This is a genomic window from Bacillus sp. FSL L8-0654 (assembly GCF_038629965.1).
In the GTDB taxonomy this organism is placed as follows: Bacteria; Bacillota; Bacilli; order Bacillales; family Bacillaceae; genus Bacillus; species Bacillus safensis.
Genome location: NZ_CP152026.1, coordinates 3,573,258 through 3,588,610, shown reverse-complemented (window position 1 = coordinate 3,588,610; position 15,353 = coordinate 3,573,258). Strand labels below are relative to the sequence as shown.

At 41.3% G+C, this 15,353-nt stretch carries 15 protein-coding genes; 11 read left to right on the top strand and 4 right to left on the bottom strand.

Annotation, left to right across the window (positions count from 1 at the left end):
• Window positions 1–10 precede the first annotated feature (10 nt).
• Together MHH65_RS18540 and MHH65_RS18535 are read right to left on the bottom strand one after the other, a co-directional pair.
• Window positions 11–994 (bottom strand): Gfo/Idh/MocA family oxidoreductase, encoded by a 984-nt coding sequence (locus MHH65_RS18540; RefSeq protein WP_098677073.1) that lies wholly within the window; start codon window positions 992–994, stop codon window positions 11–13.
• A 129-nt stretch (window positions 995–1,123) separates the two neighbouring features.
• Window positions 1,124–1,483 (bottom strand): MerR family transcriptional regulator, encoded by a 360-nt coding sequence (locus MHH65_RS18535; protein WP_024423948.1) that lies wholly within the window; start codon window positions 1,481–1,483, stop codon window positions 1,124–1,126.
• A gap of 301 nt (window positions 1,484–1,784) precedes the next feature.
• Here MHH65_RS18535 and yidA point away from each other — a divergent pair, with 301 nt between their 5' ends.
• Window positions 1,785–2,597: a sugar-phosphatase gene (gene yidA / locus MHH65_RS18530; RefSeq protein ID WP_098677074.1), complete on the top strand. Its 813-nt coding sequence runs from the start codon at window positions 1,785–1,787 to the stop codon at window positions 2,595–2,597.
• A gap of 35 nt (window positions 2,598–2,632) precedes the next feature.
• Here the strand turns inward: yidA and MHH65_RS18525 are convergent, their stop codons facing one another.
• Window positions 2,633–3,640, bottom strand: coding sequence for a helix-turn-helix transcriptional regulator (locus MHH65_RS18525; RefSeq protein ID WP_098677075.1), 1,008 nt, complete (start codon window positions 3,638–3,640; stop codon window positions 2,633–2,635).
• A 129-nt stretch (window positions 3,641–3,769) separates the two neighbouring features.
• Here MHH65_RS18525 and MHH65_RS18520 point away from each other — a divergent pair, with 129 nt between their 5' ends.
• Both MHH65_RS18520 and MHH65_RS18515 read left to right on the top strand, forming a co-directional pair.
• A complete protein-coding gene (locus MHH65_RS18520) occupies window positions 3,770–4,477 on the top strand; it encodes a class I SAM-dependent methyltransferase (RefSeq protein ID WP_098677076.1) in 708 nt (235 codons plus the stop codon).
• The gene (locus tag MHH65_RS18515; RefSeq protein WP_098677077.1) at window positions 4,474–5,571 is read left to right on the top strand and encodes a saccharopine dehydrogenase NADP-binding domain-containing protein; all 1,098 of its coding nucleotides are present in this window, start codon (window positions 4,474–4,476) and stop codon (window positions 5,569–5,571) included. Before MHH65_RS18520 ends, MHH65_RS18515 begins: the two co-directional genes overlap by 4 nt.
• A 27-nt stretch (window positions 5,572–5,598) precedes the next feature.
• Here the strand turns inward: MHH65_RS18515 and MHH65_RS18510 are convergent, their stop codons facing one another.
• A complete protein-coding gene (locus tag MHH65_RS18510) occupies window positions 5,599–7,422 on the bottom strand; it encodes an acyltransferase family protein (RefSeq protein ID WP_081125306.1) in 1,824 nt (607 codons plus the stop codon).
• A 225-nt stretch (window positions 7,423–7,647) separates the two neighbouring features.
• Between MHH65_RS18510 and MHH65_RS18505 the strand changes: the two genes are divergently transcribed.
• The 8 genes from MHH65_RS18505 to MHH65_RS18470 all read left to right on the top strand — a co-directional run bounded on the left by MHH65_RS18505 (window position 7,648) and on the right by MHH65_RS18470 (window position 15,274).
• On the top strand, window positions 7,648–8,511 hold the full coding sequence (locus MHH65_RS18505; RefSeq protein WP_176544447.1) for a S8 family peptidase: 864 nt from the start codon (window positions 7,648–7,650) through the stop codon (window positions 8,509–8,511).
• 56 nt (window positions 8,512–8,567) lie between these two features.
• Window positions 8,568–9,359, top strand: a complete 792-nt coding sequence (locus tag MHH65_RS18500) for an SAR2788 family putative toxin (protein WP_342497881.1) — start codon at window positions 8,568–8,570, stop codon at window positions 9,357–9,359.
• A gap of 25 nt (window positions 9,360–9,384) precedes the next feature.
• Window positions 9,385–9,846 (top strand): stage III sporulation protein AH, encoded by a 462-nt coding sequence (locus MHH65_RS18495; protein WP_098677079.1) that lies wholly within the window; start codon window positions 9,385–9,387, stop codon window positions 9,844–9,846.
• Window positions 9,847–9,963: 117 nt separating this feature from the next.
• The gene (locus tag MHH65_RS18490; RefSeq protein ID WP_098677080.1) at window positions 9,964–10,839 is read left to right on the top strand and encodes an aldose 1-epimerase family protein; all 876 of its coding nucleotides are present in this window, start codon (window positions 9,964–9,966) and stop codon (window positions 10,837–10,839) included.
• 59 nt (window positions 10,840–10,898) lie between these two features.
• Entirely contained in the window at window positions 10,899–11,843 is a 945-nt protein-coding gene (locus MHH65_RS18485) for a sugar-binding transcriptional regulator (RefSeq protein ID WP_041118292.1), read from the top strand.
• Window positions 11,844–11,927: 84 nt separating this feature from the next.
• Window positions 11,928–12,599: a deoxyribose-phosphate aldolase gene (gene deoC / locus MHH65_RS18480; RefSeq protein ID WP_034281386.1), complete on the top strand. Its 672-nt coding sequence runs from the start codon at window positions 11,928–11,930 to the stop codon at window positions 12,597–12,599.
• A gap of 166 nt (window positions 12,600–12,765) precedes the next feature.
• Complete coding sequence (locus tag MHH65_RS18475) at window positions 12,766–13,947, top strand: NupC/NupG family nucleoside CNT transporter (RefSeq protein ID WP_034281385.1); 1,182 nt, start codon at window positions 12,766–12,768, stop codon at window positions 13,945–13,947.
• A 25-nt stretch (window positions 13,948–13,972) separates the two neighbouring features.
• Window positions 13,973–15,274 carry a pyrimidine-nucleoside phosphorylase gene (locus MHH65_RS18470; protein WP_041087525.1) on the top strand — a complete coding sequence of 434 codons (1,302 nt, stop codon included), beginning with the start codon at window positions 13,973–13,975 and terminating at the stop codon, window positions 15,272–15,274.
• Window positions 15,275–15,353: the final 79 nt, after the last annotated feature.

The window sequence follows — 15,353 nt, the reverse complement described above, 5'->3', positions numbered from 1 at the left end:
GTTTTTTTCATTAAATTTGATCTGCTGGGAAAACAATACCTGCATCTTTTCTTGCGGCATCAAGAACTTTCATCACGGAGAGACTTTCATCAAGCCATGCATAGCACTGTGCATGATTTTTTGTTTCAATGATCTGCTGGAAAGCTTCTGCTTCATAAAACAGCCGATTTGGATTCGTTTGTGCATTGAGTGAGATGACCCTGTCATCAACATGCAGCAGCACTTCCTCGCACCCATTCGCCCCATTTTTCACATGAATGAAGCCTTTTTCTCCTTGAATCAATGCAAAGTTCATGCTGCTTGTATCCTTACTGCCGACACTTGTCGCAATAAAATCATTGTAAGTGAACGTCAAAACACCAGATGTGTCAATACCGTTTGGATGGCGGTTTGCCTGATATCGGACTTGCTCTGGTGATCCAAAGAGGTTCATGATGAAATGGACATTATAGATGTTAATATCCATCAGCGCTCCTCCAGAGAACTCAGGGTTAAAGACATTTGGCGTTTCGCCGGCTAGCAGCTGATTATATTTGCTTGAATATTGACTATAGTTGCATTGAACCAGTTTGATTTTACCTAATTGATGAAGGTGCTTTTTGATCAAATGATAGTTTGGCATATGAACGGTCGTAATGGCTTCAAATAGGAGAAGCTGCTTTTCCTTTGCGAGAGCGATTAAGGCTTCCAGCTCTTTCACATTAGAGGTGAAAGGCTTTTCGCATATCACATGTTTTCCGTGTTTCAATGCTTTCGTTGCATGCTCGCTATGTAAACGATTCGGTGATGCGATGTAAACGGCTTCTACGTGGGGATCTTCTAGCATAGCAGTTAGATCCGTATAAGTTGTCTGCACCCCAAATTTGTCTGCGAGCTTCTTTGCCGTTGCTTCCTTTCTTGAATAGACAGCGTGACAAGAAGCACCGTCGAGCTGTTCAACCGCTTGCAGGAAGCCTTCCACAATGATACCTGTTCCGATGGTTGCGATGTTCATTCTCAAAACCCCTTCCACTCGTTTAAGCTGACTCTAGTATAACCGATGTTTTCATTGAACGTGTACTGAGATACCTGAGCGAAGGTGTGCCAGTGATCAACACCGGCACACCTTTGGCAGCCCTTACAATCAGCTGATATTTGCTAATGTTTGCTTTGTTAACAATTGAATAGCTGCCTTCCTTTTTTTTAACTCTTGAATAGAGTGCTGGATATCTTCGACTTTTTGCTCGAGCAGCTGTTCAGCTTCTGTTTTTGACTTTTTTTCGAAAAGTGATTTGATAATTTCACGAATTTCTTTAAGCGAGAAATCTAGCTTTCTCGCTTCCGTGATAAATGACAGCATGAGTACATATTTTTTATCATATAGACGATAGCCGTTATGTGCTCTCTTTGGCTCTGGGAGCACTCCCTCATTTTCGTAAAAACGAATGGTTTCAATATGTACACCAGACATTTTTGACAATTTACCTCTCGTAAACGTAATCATTCCCTGCACCTCCTTTCTTTGCTATCCATCATACAATTAGATTTACTCGTTTCAAAACATTCTATAGTGGTGGACAATTGTTCTGTTTTACTAGTTTCAAATGGGGGATCAGCGCGATGAATAGAATGCGTTATAATAGAGTAGACTCATGTGATATTTGTTACAGATAAGAACAAGTAGACAGCGTGAAGAAAAAACGATAGGCTAAAATAGGTAAATAGTAATGAAATAACCTGTCATCATCGTAATGGTGGCTCAAAATAGTGACAGCACGTTTTTGCTGAGAAAAGGGGACCAGTGAATGTATAAATTAGTCGCAATTGATATGGATGGTACGTTATTAAATGATCAACATATGGTGCCGGATGAAGTGTTTGAAGCCATTCAACAGGCTAAGGCAGAAGGAATTAAAATTGTTTTATGTACAGGCCGGCCAATTGGCGGTGTAAATCGTTATTTAGCTGATCTTCAGCTTGATCAAGAGGGAGATTATGTGATCGCCTATAATGGAGCGCTTGTTCAAAACAGCCATACAAATGAAGTGGTGTCAGAGCTGACATTATCCTATGATGACTTAACTTCGTTATATGAATTGAGCCGTCAGCTGGACACGCCGATGCATTATTTCGATTCAGCCAATTTATACACACCGAATCGCGATATTAGTGAATACACAGTGCTTGAATCCTACTTAACAAAACTGCCGCTGAAATATATGCCTGTTGAAGAGGCAGATTCATCGATGAGACTTCCAAAAATGATGTATATTGATCAGCCAGAACGTTTGGAAAAAACGATACAAGCCATTCCATCTGAAGTGAAGGAAAAGTATATGATGGTAAAAAGTACAGATTTCTTCCTTGAAATCCTGCATCCTGATGTGAGTAAGGGAAATGCCGTAAAGCTTCTAGCGAAGGAGCTGGGAATTTCTCGTGAAGAAGTCATGGCTATTGGGGATAACGGGAACGACGTCTCAATGCTAGAGTTTGCGGGCTGCGGCGTCGCTATGGGAAATGCCATTGATGATGTCAAAGCCGTAGCTGATGTTGTAACAAAATCTAATAATGAAGCCGGAGTAGCACATGTCCTGCATGAGCTGGTTTTAGGAAAATAAGAAAAGAGCGGTCTGCCAGTGCGGTAGCCGCTTTTTTATATATTGGAGAAAAAGTAAACAAGCATACGTCTGCTGCTTAAATTCGTCTTTTGCAGCATCGCTTTCACATGATCATGAACGGTATGGGGTGAAATATATAACGTACTCGCAATTTCCTTTGTCGACTGGCCCTTTAATAAGCAGTCGAGGACGTTCATCTCTCTTTCTGTCAGCCTGTACGTTTTCGCTGCATAAGGAAGAATATCATTTGTTTGGGCTCGTTTGATGTGAATCATGACAGCCTCCTCCTGCCTGTCAGCCTGCGCCAATCGAAAGGCTTGAAGGGAAAGAAAGACCCCCGTAGGCATTCTTGTGATGCTTGCTGCTGTTTGATCGGTACCGCCGTATAAAAGTTTAGCGCCTAATGCTCTGAACGGGCGGGGCATGACAGCTTGGTCATGGATTTGCTCAAAGGTTTGAAATGTACGAAGCCAATGGAGCCCTGTCTCATTTCCATAAAGAAGCTTGTAATGAGTTGTAAGAATGAGAAATCCTTGCTGCTCCGCCGCATCATCATCTTCAGTGGCCCATTTATTGAAAATCTCATCTCTCAGCTTGGCTGCAAGTGACGGTGTTAGATCGATGACTGCTTGTATATCTCGCTTCTGAAAAGGTTCCTTGCCCTGTTGACGATAAAGACTGGCGATACCCCAGCATTCTCCTTGGATCACAAGGGCTGCCCGCAATTCATCAGACCAACCGTTTGGTATTAAAATATGCAGATAGCGCTCGCTGCTCAGATATTCTCCGCTTTGGACGAGACTCGCAGCATGAATAGGGCCTTTGGCTAGAAACTCATGCTGATGCACGTCCTTTTTTAAAAATTCATTTTGAAAGAGCTGGTCATGAATTTCTTCAATCGGTTCATCAGTGTAGGAACCTGTCGAGAGGAGAGTGGCTGGATCGATGGTTGTGATACAGGCGGCATCAAAATCAATGACAGCAGCAAGCTCGTCCCGAATGTGCTGCCTTAGCTGCTGAAAATGAGTGGCTGGATTGACCACAGGATCTCCTCCTCAAAAACCCCCACTTTTAGGGATCGTTTTTTCTGGTGCCTCTTTTTACAATAAAGGTGTCATATCGTTAGTGTACAGGAAACGATGGAAAGCGGAAAGGAACTGGAGGAGAATCATATGAAAGGAAACCAGCATTGGCACGACCCTGTTGCTGAATCATACGCAGCAACGATTTCACATAAAGTACCCGGCTATCACCTTTTGCATGAGTTAACAGTAGATGTATTAGAAACTGAAATAAAGGGAGCGGCCTCTCGTATTCTAACTGTCGGAGCGGGTGGGGGCGAAGAGATCATCAACATGCTTCAGAGAAAAGGAGACTGGCTCATCACAGGAGTCGATCCGTCTGCATCTATGCTGGATATGGCGAAACAGCGGGTTTCAAAGCTCCATATGGAGACGCGTGTCACATGGTATGAGACCGCATTAAACAAGGTGTCTGCTGAAGCTGTTTACGATGCCGCAGTGAGCCTGCTCGTGATTCATTTTGTAGAAAATCGGCTGCCATTTTTACAGGAGATTGCACAAAGGCTTCAACCAGGGGCCCCGTTTGTACTCGCATTTATACAAGGAGAGATGAATTCCAGCGCATTTCAGCAAGAGCTTCATATGCTGTCTCTTTTCATGAAGCGGCAAGGTCTAGGAAAAGAAGTGTTTTCGTCCTTTCATGACAGACTGGGACGTGCAACATATCCTGTGCCTGAGGAGGAAATGAGGGGACATTTAATTGAGGCGGGGTTTCGAGACATCAGACCTTATTTTCAGGCAGGAATGATCAAAGGGCTTGTTTGCAAGCGAGGTCGTAGAAAGGCGGATGAGAGATGAGATCACAGGTAATGGTAATTGGCGGCTATGGACATGTCGGACAGCAAATATGTCTTCAGTTAAGTGAAGTGTATAAAGGGCAAATTGTTGCGGCGGGGAGAAGCTATGAGAAGGCTGAACAATTTTCACAGCAGACCAAAGGCAGAGTCCGTCCTTACAAACTAGATGTTAGAAAGCCATTAGATTCTGACTGGATGAATGAAACAAAGCTGGTGATCATGTGTCTCGATCAAGAAGACACGTCATTTGCTGAAACCGTTCTGCGGGCAGGCATTGATTATATCGATATTTCTGCAAAGGGGGCGTATATGGAGCAAATGGCACAGCTGGATCAGCAGCAAATCAGTGCAACGGCTTTGCTCAGTGTAGGCCTCGCGCCCGGTCTTACAAATTTATTAGCTGCGAAAGCGGCTTCTATGCTTTCATCAGTGGATCAAATAGATATTGGGATTATGCTTGGATTGGGGGATCAGCATGGAAAAGCCGCGATTGAATGGACGATTGATCATGTCCATACTGAATATGAACTCACTGAACATGATCAGCAGAAAAGAGTGAAAAGCTTTACTGGAGGCAGACCGGTCAACTTTGGTGGACAGCTTGGAAAGCGGTATGCCTATCGATTCCCCTTCTCTGATCAACAGACATTGCCTTCCACAATTCATGTGCCATCTGTGACGACAAGGCTTTGTTTTGATTCACGTCTAGCGACGGGTGCATTGGCCTTTACAAGGAGCCTTGGACTGACGTCGTTCCTTACATTACCGAAAATGAAGGATCGAGCCATTTCAATGATACAATCTTCTCAAGTGGGAACAGATCAATATGCGGTCAAAGTGGAAGCGGCAGGGACGGATGGGAAAAAGGTTCATCATGCAGCACTTGGAATAAAAGGACACGACGAGTCTCAAGCAACAGCTCAAGTCGCCTGTGCTGCGGCCCTGCATTTATTGAGCAGGCGGTTTCAGCCAGGGATTTTTCATATTGAAGAATTATTTTCACTAGCATATGAGAACGGGCATTTTGCTTTGGTGGATCAAAAAACAGGGGAAGAGCAGACATTAGCGATAAGGGCCAGCCTTTTGACGGCATAAAAGAAGACTAGCATTCTGCTAGTCTTTTTATGATGACGTTGACACATCCCCTTTTTTCTTAATGCTTGCTGTGATGAGCTGTGTCAGTGTGTCAGAACCTTTTTTTGAAAGGTGGACACCATCGGACTGAAAATAGGATGGCTGTCCAGTAGCGGCTGAATGCCAATCGACCAAGGTGACATTTTGATCTTGATCAGCCACTCGCTGAATGACCGCATTCACATCATTTTCCCATGACCTTGGAACCCTCGTATTCACTAGGAAAATATGTGCCTTAGAAAAGTTTTGAATGAATGCTTTCAGCGTGTCCTCAGTAAAATAACCATTTGTGCCGAGTTCAATGATAACAGCGGCATCAGATTGATTAAATGATTTGTATTGAGGGGCAATGCTGACGGCTTCGTTCATTTGTCTGCCAACTTTCCCATCGATGGTGATTTGTTTATATGCTTTTTCGAGATTCGGCGCAATGTCTAGCATGACAGAATCACCAATGGCAAGAACTTGGTGAAATTGTTTTTGATCAGCTGCTTTTTTCTCGTGCTTTTCTTTCTTTTTCTTCGCTTTTGATTCCGATGGTTCGGCTGTTTTTTTCGGTGCTGTCTTAATTTGCGTCACTTCCTTCACATGTGGGGAGGAAGTGGACGAGTTAGACATGCCAATGATAAATAAGATCAAAAGAGCTGCGGTGATCCCAAGGAACACCTTATTAGATGTAGACCACTGTTTGATTCCTTTTTTCCAAATAGACCAAGAGGAAAAATATTGTCTGAAGCCATGCTGGCGGATCGGCTGTTCGATGAAGCGATAGGAAGCCTCAGCAACTAGTAAAATAGCGATGAGCTGCAATGTGACACGCGCTATGGAAGGCTGTCCAATTTCAATGACCGGTGTGGTCAGTACGATAATGGGATAATGCCACAGATAAATACCATAAGACCGCTTACCAAGCCAGACGAGCGGCTGAAAGGACAGCCATTTCCCTATAAGACTTGCAGGGTGGCAGACGCACCCAATTAAGATGGCCGCATTCAGACAGAATAAAAGCATGCCGCCCTGATAGAGAAAGGCATCGAAATCGTCCACTGCATAAACACAAAAAAGGAAAATCGCAAACGAACCGAAACCGGCAATATGTAAAATACGTCTGCCAACAGGAAGTAATCTTTTGCTGGATAGTCTTTGCATAGGCCACACAAATGCCAGGCTGCATCCAATCAGGAGCGCAAATGCACGAGTATCTGTTCCATAATAAACCCTGCTTGGATCGGTATCTGGTGAATAAAGAATCGCCATCCATAAGGCAGAGACAAGTGCAAGTCCAAAGGTGATCATAGGAAGATGGGATCTGTTTTTTACCCATTTCAGCCCTGCAATCAACAGTACCGGCCAAATGATATAAAATTGCTCTTCTATTGCCAGAGACCACAAATTTTTCAGTGGAGATAGGGCATTGAAGCTATCAAAATATGAAAGCTGGTGAAAAATGTACCACCAGTTACTGACATAAAAAAAGGACGATATGGCATCGCCACGAATGGACAATAATGCATTTGATCCAGCAATCGCGCACCAGCTGACGGTGATAAAAATCATGATGTAAGCGGCTGGAAGAAGCCTCCTGATCCGTCCCATCCAAAATGGCAAAAGCTCTTGATAGCCTAAATCCTGCTTATGTAACAAGATCGTTGTAATCAAGTAACCAGAAATGACAAAAAATAAATCAACGCCAAGAAACCCGCCGCTTGCGGGTCCGATATGTAAGTGATAAGCAATGACTGCCAATACAGCAACGGCTCTTAGTCCATCTAATCCTAAAATATAACGAAAACGATTTTCCTTGCTGTTCATGAAAATGAATCCCCCATCAATTGTAAAAGAACCTTTATTTAATAAAGGTTACTCATATATTGTATATATAATAGACGTCAACGCATAATATTTAGTTTGAATTTATTCAATAAATTTTTATTGTAAACCACCATATATTAATATATAACATTTTTGGTTTTATATTGACTCAAAACCATAATATAGAATAATATATGAAAAAAGGAGTGGTGTTGAATCAATAGTTTGATAAAAAGATTTTTGATAATATTAATAGTTCTTTTAATTTATTTTAAGTGTTTTGAATTGCACTCAAAAAATTTAAACTTCACTAATAATATTCATCAACAGATTCCATGGAGCATAAAGCTAACAAAAAAATATGTGGAAAATAATAGAGGAGGAGAAAGTGTACGAATAGCAATAATTGATAGTGGGATAGATGGGACTCACCCTGATTTGGTAGGTAAAGTTAAAAAAGGACTTAACACAATTGGTACAGGAGGAGAACAAGAGGACAGTTTAGGGCACGGTACTGCTGTAGCTGGAATAATCACAGCTAATGATAATGAAATTGGACTTGTGGGTATAACGCAGAATGTAGAGTTATATCCTGTTAAAATTCTAGATTCAAAAGGCAAGGGTTCAATAAAAAATTTTGTTAAAGCTGTTCAATGGTGTATTGATAATAAAATTGATGTTATCAATGCTAGTTTTGGATTAATGAAAGATGATCCATCTGTTAAGAAAATTATAGACAAAGCAATACAAAAAAACATAATTATAGTAGCTGCTGTTGGTAATAAGTATGGAAGGAAAATGGATTACCCAGCTGCTTATGAGAATGTTTTTTCTGTAACCGCTGTGGATAAGCATAAGAAGGTAGCTGAATTTTCATCTAAAGGAAATTACGATTTTGCTGCCCCTGGTGTGGATATACCAGTTCTAAAGCCTCATAACAACTATGCGATTGAAAGTGGTACCTCTTTAGCGAGTGCCCATATTACAGGTGTAGTAAGCTTAATTTTACAGTACCGGGAACGTTTTAATATTAATTCTGAAGAACGTTTAAACCAACAAATATATAAAGTTTTGAAAAAATGGTATTGATGATTATTTGAATAAAATTGTTTTTTAGAACAAGAAACTCGGAGGTTTAGTTTAGGATGAATAAAATAAGTAAGTTAATCTCAATTGTTATATGTCTATCGCTGGTTATAACTTTGTTTTTCCAATTTCCAAATAAAACAGAGGCTGTTACCACAAAAGATTTTCATGTTTTAGAAGATAGTAATGAAAAATATGTAATTTCACAGGAGCAAGACGGAGTAACTGGTATTCTAACTCTAAATAAAAAAACAACAGAAATCAGTTATCAAACTGAAGAAATTGGTAGTGAAGGTGAAAAGGTTTCAAAGGATTATGAAGTTGACTTGCAGACACTTTTAAATGATAATTTAGATGTTACATTTAAAGATACAAAAGATGATAAGAAATATGAAGTGAATTCTGAAGATATTCAAGCATCTTTTGCATTTGTTATCCCTATTGGTATTGCTATTGGGGCAGTTCTATTAGAACATTTATTAGCTTTGGGACTTGCAGTAACAGTAGTAGGTGTTACCTATATTGCTTATTCTGAATTTATAAAAAGGAAAGACAATAAACATAATCACTTTATTGCTTATCGAGACAAAGATAAACCTCATTTATTTATTGGAAAAGGCGTAAGTCGTGCAAACGCTGTAAAAAGATTAGCTCAGAAAAAAGATACATGGTCTACTTCCAAAAGCAATGCACAATCTATTGCTAAAGCAGCCAGTCCGATTGGAAAAGTATTAGGTGCAGAAATTGACAAAAAAGGAAAAAATAAACATTATCACTATCATCCAGTTTATAAATTAAAAGGTAAATATGAAAGAACAGGAGCACATGCTTTTTTTGGCGCCCCTAGATAAGAAATTGAGATAGAGGAGGTTTTCGATGATTGTTCTTAATCGTGAACCAAGAAAGAAGGAATACAATGCGCTCATCGATTTATGTTGTGAAGTATGTGATGAGTTCCAATTAGTTTTTAGAAAAGATTTTGCTGATTTTGCTGATTATCGTGAAATTCTAGATAAACTTTCACCATCTCTTAAAGAAATGAAGGAAGAGTCTGAATGGGCTACCACGATTCTAGGAGATGGTCAAACAGCATATGTTTATTATTATTATGCCAATGAACACACAAAAAATCTTTTGAAAGAACTTTCGAACTCTCTATACGGGTGGGTTCACCCTAATTTACTGGAGGATTTATCATTCTTCAAAAATGGGAAAGAGTGGATGGTTTCAAGCTCACATGAAGAGGAGAGCTATATTTTTCCTGAAAACGAAGAAGAAATTGAGAGTTTAAAACAAATCAAAGGTCTTAGATGGACTATAGAAGATGATGATGAATAAGTAATTTAAACGGCTTTTCCCTAGAAGGGAGAAGTCTTTTTTATTCTAACTAACTCTTTTATACTCAAAACCAAAATCCCTGTCATAATAAAAGTAGAAGGAAAGGGGATGTGTTGAATGAGAACGATCGAAAATGATCAGTTATTGGTTCAGATTCATGAAAAAGGAGCGGAAGTCAGGGAGGTGCTTGACAAGGAAAGCGGGCGTCACTATATGTGGTCTGGTGATCCAGCTTATTGGGGCAGGGTGTCGCCTGTCTTATTTCCGATTGTTGGGCGATTAATGAATGACCAATACAAGATTGACGATCAAACCTTTGAGCTCACGCAGCATGGTTTTTTACGTGATGTCAATTTTGATTTATATGAAGAAACGAAGCATACGGTGACCTTTCAATATGAATCAAGAGGCCGGCATGTGAAGCAATACCCGTATGAATTTACAGCGCGAATTCGTTATGAACTATTGGAAAATGGACTGAAGATTTCCTGGGAAATTGATCATGACGGAGAGGATACGATGTATTTCTCCATTGGAGGGCACCCAGCATTTCGTATTCCTCTTCTTGAAGGCGAGCAAACAGCAGATTATTCACTCACATTGACACCTTCCACTGAGCATCTCCCTGTGCAATATGAACTGCGGAATTCACTTGTCAGAGAGAAAGAAAAAGGTATTGAACTTGAGTCGATCCAGCTTCGACCGGAGCTTTTTCAGCTTGATGCGATGATCTTTAGCCATATCAATCGAGTGTCATTGACTTCAGGTGCAGGTCACGGAGTTGAGGTCGATCTCACAGGCTTTCCTTTCGTTGGCATTTGGTCGCCTTATGATCAAGAAAAAGGAACGATGGCTCCTTTTGTTTGTATTGAGCCGTGGTATGGCATCGCCGATATGGAAGGGACGAATGGACAGTATAGGGAGAAGTTTGGGATTCAAACATTAGAAAAAAATGAGACCTTTCATGCCGCTTATACGATTTTCTTCAAATGAACATTTGTGCATGATGAGGTGAACAATTTGTTATGATAGAAGAAAAAGGGGGCGTATGAATGGATCGAGAGAAACAACAGCTGAGTATTGAAGCGGCAAGGCTTTACTATTTGTCTGATTACAGCCAGCAGGAAATTGCCAAACAGCTCGACCTGTCGAGACCGACTGTATCTCGGCTGCTTCAATATGCGAAAGAGAAGGGGTACGTCCAGATTACGGTGATGGATCCGTTTGAAGATTTAAATGAGCTTTCTTCATTGCTCAAGGAAAAATATGACCTGCTCGAAGCTCATGTGGTGTTTTCGCCGAAGGACGACTATCCAACCATCACCGATTATTTGAGCCGATTTGGTGCAGATTACTTGCAAGAAACGGTGAAAGACGGTGATATCGTTGGCGTGAGCTGGGGAACGACTATGTATCAAATTGCACAAAAGATGCAACCTAAACAGGTAAAAGGTGTAGAGGTTGTCCAGCTCAAGGGTGGAATCAGCCATTCTCATGTGAATACATATTCTGCGGAAACCATCCAGCTGTTTGCTGAGGCCTTTCAAACAGCACCGCGTTATTTGCCGCTTCCTGTAGTATTTGATAGTGCTGCCGTCAAAGAGATGGTTGAGCAGGACAGACATATTCAGCGAATTATTGAAATGGGCAAGCAGGCGAATATCGCTGTGTTTACTGTTGGAACGGTCAGAGATGAAGCACTTTTGTTTAGACTAGGTTATTTCCGTGAAGAAGAAAAAGCGCTCCTCAAGCAATCCAGTGTCGGAGACATTTGCTCGCGCTTTTATGATCAAGATGGACGCATTTGCAGTGAAGCCATTAACAATCGCACAATTGGCGTGGAGTTAGATGATTTAAGGACAAAAGAACGATCCATTCTTGTCGCTGGCGGTCATCGAAAGGTGGCTTCTATACACGGCGCACTAAGAGGAAAATATGCGAATGTATTGATCATCGATCAGCACACAGCGAGGGCTCTTTTAAATGTCACAAAATAGATGAACAAAATTTCATAACTATGTTTACAATTGTTCATCTGTCATATATGATGAAAGTATCATAATTAAAAGGAAGTGTGAAGCATGACGATAGCGAAGCTCATTGATCATACAGCACTAAAACCAGATACAACTAGAGCTGCAATTATGCAGTTACTTGAAGAAGCAAAGACTCATCAATTTGCATCTGTTTGCGTAAACCCAACTTGGGTATCTCTAGCGTCGAAAGAACTAGCAGGAACAGGTGTAGATGTATGTACAGTCATCGGTTTCCCGTTAGGCGCAAACACAACAGCGGTAAAAGCATTCGAAACAAAGGATGCCATTGAAAACGGTGCCACAGAAGTGGACATGGTCATCAATGTTGCGGCATTGAAAGACGGCGAATATGATGTGGTTGAACAAGATATTCGTGCAGTTGTAGACGTAGCAAAAGGCAAAGCATTAGTGAAAGTCATTATTGAAACATGTTTACTTACTGATGAAGAGAAAGTCAAAGCTTGTGAGCTTTCAGTGAAAGCCGGCGCTGATTTTGTGAAAACATCGACTGGATTTAGTACAGGCGGTGCGACTGCTGAGGACATCGCATTAATGCGTAAAACAGTAGGACCTGACATCGGTGTGAAAGCATCAGGCGGCGTGAGAACAAAAGAAGACGTTGAGGCAATGACAGCAGCAGGTGCTACCCGTATTGGCGCTAGTGCAGGCGTTTCCATTATCAAAGGGGATCAATCAGCTCCTTCGAAAGACTATTAATTCATACGATCCTATGGTAGGATAACATTCATGACTCATAAATGATGAAAAAGTCATATGCGGAAGGATCTCACTTCTGGGAATTTCTTCCGCGTTTTGTTTACAAAATAGGGTTTGTTCTATACAAGCACATTAATGTAAACGAATTCATTCAAGGAGGAAAAACATGAAATACGTGATTGGTATCATCGGTTTGCTAGTGATTCTCGCCATTGCATGGCTGGCTAGTAATGGGAAAAAACGAGTGAAATTCCGTCCAGTAATTGTCATGATTGTACTGCAATTTATTTTAGGTTATATTCTGCTCAATACAGGTGTTGGAAACTTCCTAGTCGGAGGTTTTGCAAAAGGATTCCAAATGCTTCTTGGCTATGCCGGTGAAGGAATCAACTTCGTATTTGGCGGGTTAATGAATGATAAAGCGTCCACTTTCTTCATCAACGTCTTACTGCCGATCGTCTTTATCTCGGCGTTAATCGGTATCCTGCAGCATTGGCGTATTCTTCCGCTTATCGTACGCGGAATCGGATATTTGCTTAGTAAAGTAAACGGTATGGGGAAACTAGAATCTTACAACGCAGTAGCGTCTGCGATTTTAGGTCAATCAGAAGTCTTTATTTCTATTAAGAAACAGCTTGGATTATTACCTCAGCAGCGTCTTTATACATTATGTGCATCTGCAATGTCGACGGTATCGATGTCGATTGTTGGTGCATACATGCAAATGATTAAACCAGAGTACGTGGTTACAGCACTTGTGCTGAACCTATTTGGTGGATTTATTATCGCATCGATCATCAATCCATATGAAGTGTCTAAGGACGAAGACATGCTTGAAGTCGTCGAGGAAGAAAGACAATCCTTCTTCGAAATGCTTGGCGAATACATTATGGATGGTTTCAAAGTAGCGATTGTTGTTGCTGCAATGTTGATTGGATTCGTTGCATTAATTGCGATGATTAACGGTATCTTTACAGCAGTCATTGGTGTTTCTTTCCAAGATGTACTTGGATATGTCTTTGCTCCATTTGCGTTCCTTGTTGGTGTACCTTGGAGCGAAGCGGTACAAGCAGGAAGCATTATGGCAACCAAAATGGTATCGAACGAATTTGTTGCGATGCTCGCTCTATCTGGAGACGGTCTGCATTTCACTGCTCGTACAGAAGCGATCATTTCTGTATTCCTTGTATCATTTGCGAACTTCTCTTCTATCGGTATCATTGCTGGAGCAGTCAAAGGCTTAAACGAAAAGCAAGGGAACGTCGTCGCACGATTTGGATTAAAGCTGTTATTCGGTGCAACTCTTGTCAGCTTCTTAACAGCAGGTGTAGTCGGTTTAATTTTCTAATTTAAAAAAAGGAATGGTGAAAACAATGAGAATGGTAGATATCATTGCGAAAAAACGTGACGGAAAAGAATTATCTTCAGAGGAAATTTCTTTCTTTGTCAAAGGTTATACGGATGGAACAATTCCTGACTACCAAGCAAGTGCCTTGGCTATGGCAATTTTCTTCCAAGATATGACGGATCAAGAACGTGCAGACTTAACACTCGCTATGGCGAACTCAGGAGATACAATTGACCTGTCTGCCATTGACGGTATTAAAGTAGACAAGCACTCAACAGGCGGAGTAGGCGATACAACAACGCTTGTACTCGCCCCTCTTGTTGCAGCACTAGATGTACCTGTTGCGAAAATGTCTGGGCGCGGCCTGGGGCATACAGGCGGTACAGTGGACAAGCTTGAAGCGGTGAAAGGCTTCCACGTAGAAATTACAAAAGACGAATTCATCGAGCTCGTGAACCGTCATAAAGTAGCGGTCATTGGGCAATCAGGCAACCTGACACCAGCTGATAAAAAGCTGTATGCTCTTCGTGATGTGACAGGAACTGTTAACTCAATTCCGCTTATTGCAAGCTCCATTATGAGTAAGAAAATCGCTGCTGGTGCAGATGCGATTGTACTTGATGTGAAAACAGGCGCAGGTGCTTTCATGAAAACACCAGAAGACTCAGAAAAGCTTGCAAAAGCCATGGTTCGCATCGGTAACAACGTAGGCAGACAAACAATGGCGGTCATCTCTGATATGTCTCAGCCGCTAGGATTAGCGATTGGGAATTCCCTTGAAGTGAAAGAAGCGATCGACACACTCCGAGGCGAAGGTCCTGAAGACTTAAACGAGCTTGTGCTCACATTAGGAAGTCAAATGGTCGTTCTTGCGAAAAAAGCAGACACACTTGATGAAGCAAGAGAAAAGCTGATTGAAGTGATGAAAAACGGCAAAGCACTTGAGAAATTCAAGGAATTCTTAGAAAACCAAGGTGGAGACAGCTCAATTGTGGATCAGCCTGAAAAACTGCCGCAAGCACCTTACAAAATCGAAGTACCTGCCAAAGAATCAGGTGTCGTAGCTGAAATCGTCGCGGATGAAATTGGTGTTGCAGCGATGATCCTTGGAGCAGGACGCGCAACAAAAGAGGACGATATCGACCTATCTGTCGGCATCATGCTGAACAAAAAAGTGGGAGATCGTGTTGAAAAAGGAGATTCACTTGTGACTCTGCATGCGAATCGTGAAGATGTTGCAAATGTCATGGAGAAAATTTATGACAACATCCGCATTGCTGATCATGCCGATGCACCAACATTGATCCACACGGTCATTACTGAATAAAGAAAAAGGACAAAAGCGATTCGTCGCTTTTGTCTTTTTTTATGGTCATTTTAGGCTCGTCTTTTTCTATTGAAATAAA

Bases quoted from the DNA above. Each gene is read 5' to 3' on its own strand.
- MHH65_RS18540 (WP_098677073.1), bottom strand. From the start codon at position 994: ATGAACATCGCAACCATCGGAACAGGTATCATTGTGGAAGGCTTCCTG.
- MHH65_RS18535 (WP_024423948.1), bottom strand. From the start codon at position 1,483: ATGATTACGTTTACGAGAGGTAAATTGTCAAAAATGTCTGGTGTACAT.
- yidA (WP_098677074.1), top strand. From the start codon at position 1,785: ATGTATAAATTAGTCGCAATTGATATGGATGGTACGTTATTAAATGAT.
- MHH65_RS18520 (WP_098677076.1), top strand. From the start codon at position 3,770: ATGAAAGGAAACCAGCATTGGCACGACCCTGTTGCTGAATCATACGCA.
- MHH65_RS18515 (WP_098677077.1), top strand. From the start codon at position 4,474: ATGAGATCACAGGTAATGGTAATTGGCGGCTATGGACATGTCGGACAG.
- MHH65_RS18510 (WP_081125306.1), bottom strand. From the start codon at position 7,422: ATGAACAGCAAGGAAAATCGTTTTCGTTATATTTTAGGATTAGATGGA.
- MHH65_RS18500 (WP_342497881.1), top strand. From the start codon at position 8,568: ATGAATAAAATAAGTAAGTTAATCTCAATTGTTATATGTCTATCGCTG.
- MHH65_RS18495 (WP_098677079.1), top strand. From the start codon at position 9,385: ATGATTGTTCTTAATCGTGAACCAAGAAAGAAGGAATACAATGCGCTC.
- MHH65_RS18490 (WP_098677080.1), top strand. From the start codon at position 9,964: ATGAGAACGATCGAAAATGATCAGTTATTGGTTCAGATTCATGAAAAA.
- MHH65_RS18485 (WP_041118292.1), top strand. From the start codon at position 10,899: ATGGATCGAGAGAAACAACAGCTGAGTATTGAAGCGGCAAGGCTTTAC.
- deoC (WP_034281386.1), top strand. From the start codon at position 11,928: ATGACGATAGCGAAGCTCATTGATCATACAGCACTAAAACCAGATACA.
- MHH65_RS18475 (WP_034281385.1), top strand. From the start codon at position 12,766: ATGAAATACGTGATTGGTATCATCGGTTTGCTAGTGATTCTCGCCATT.
- MHH65_RS18470 (WP_041087525.1), top strand. From the start codon at position 13,973: ATGAGAATGGTAGATATCATTGCGAAAAAACGTGACGGAAAAGAATTA.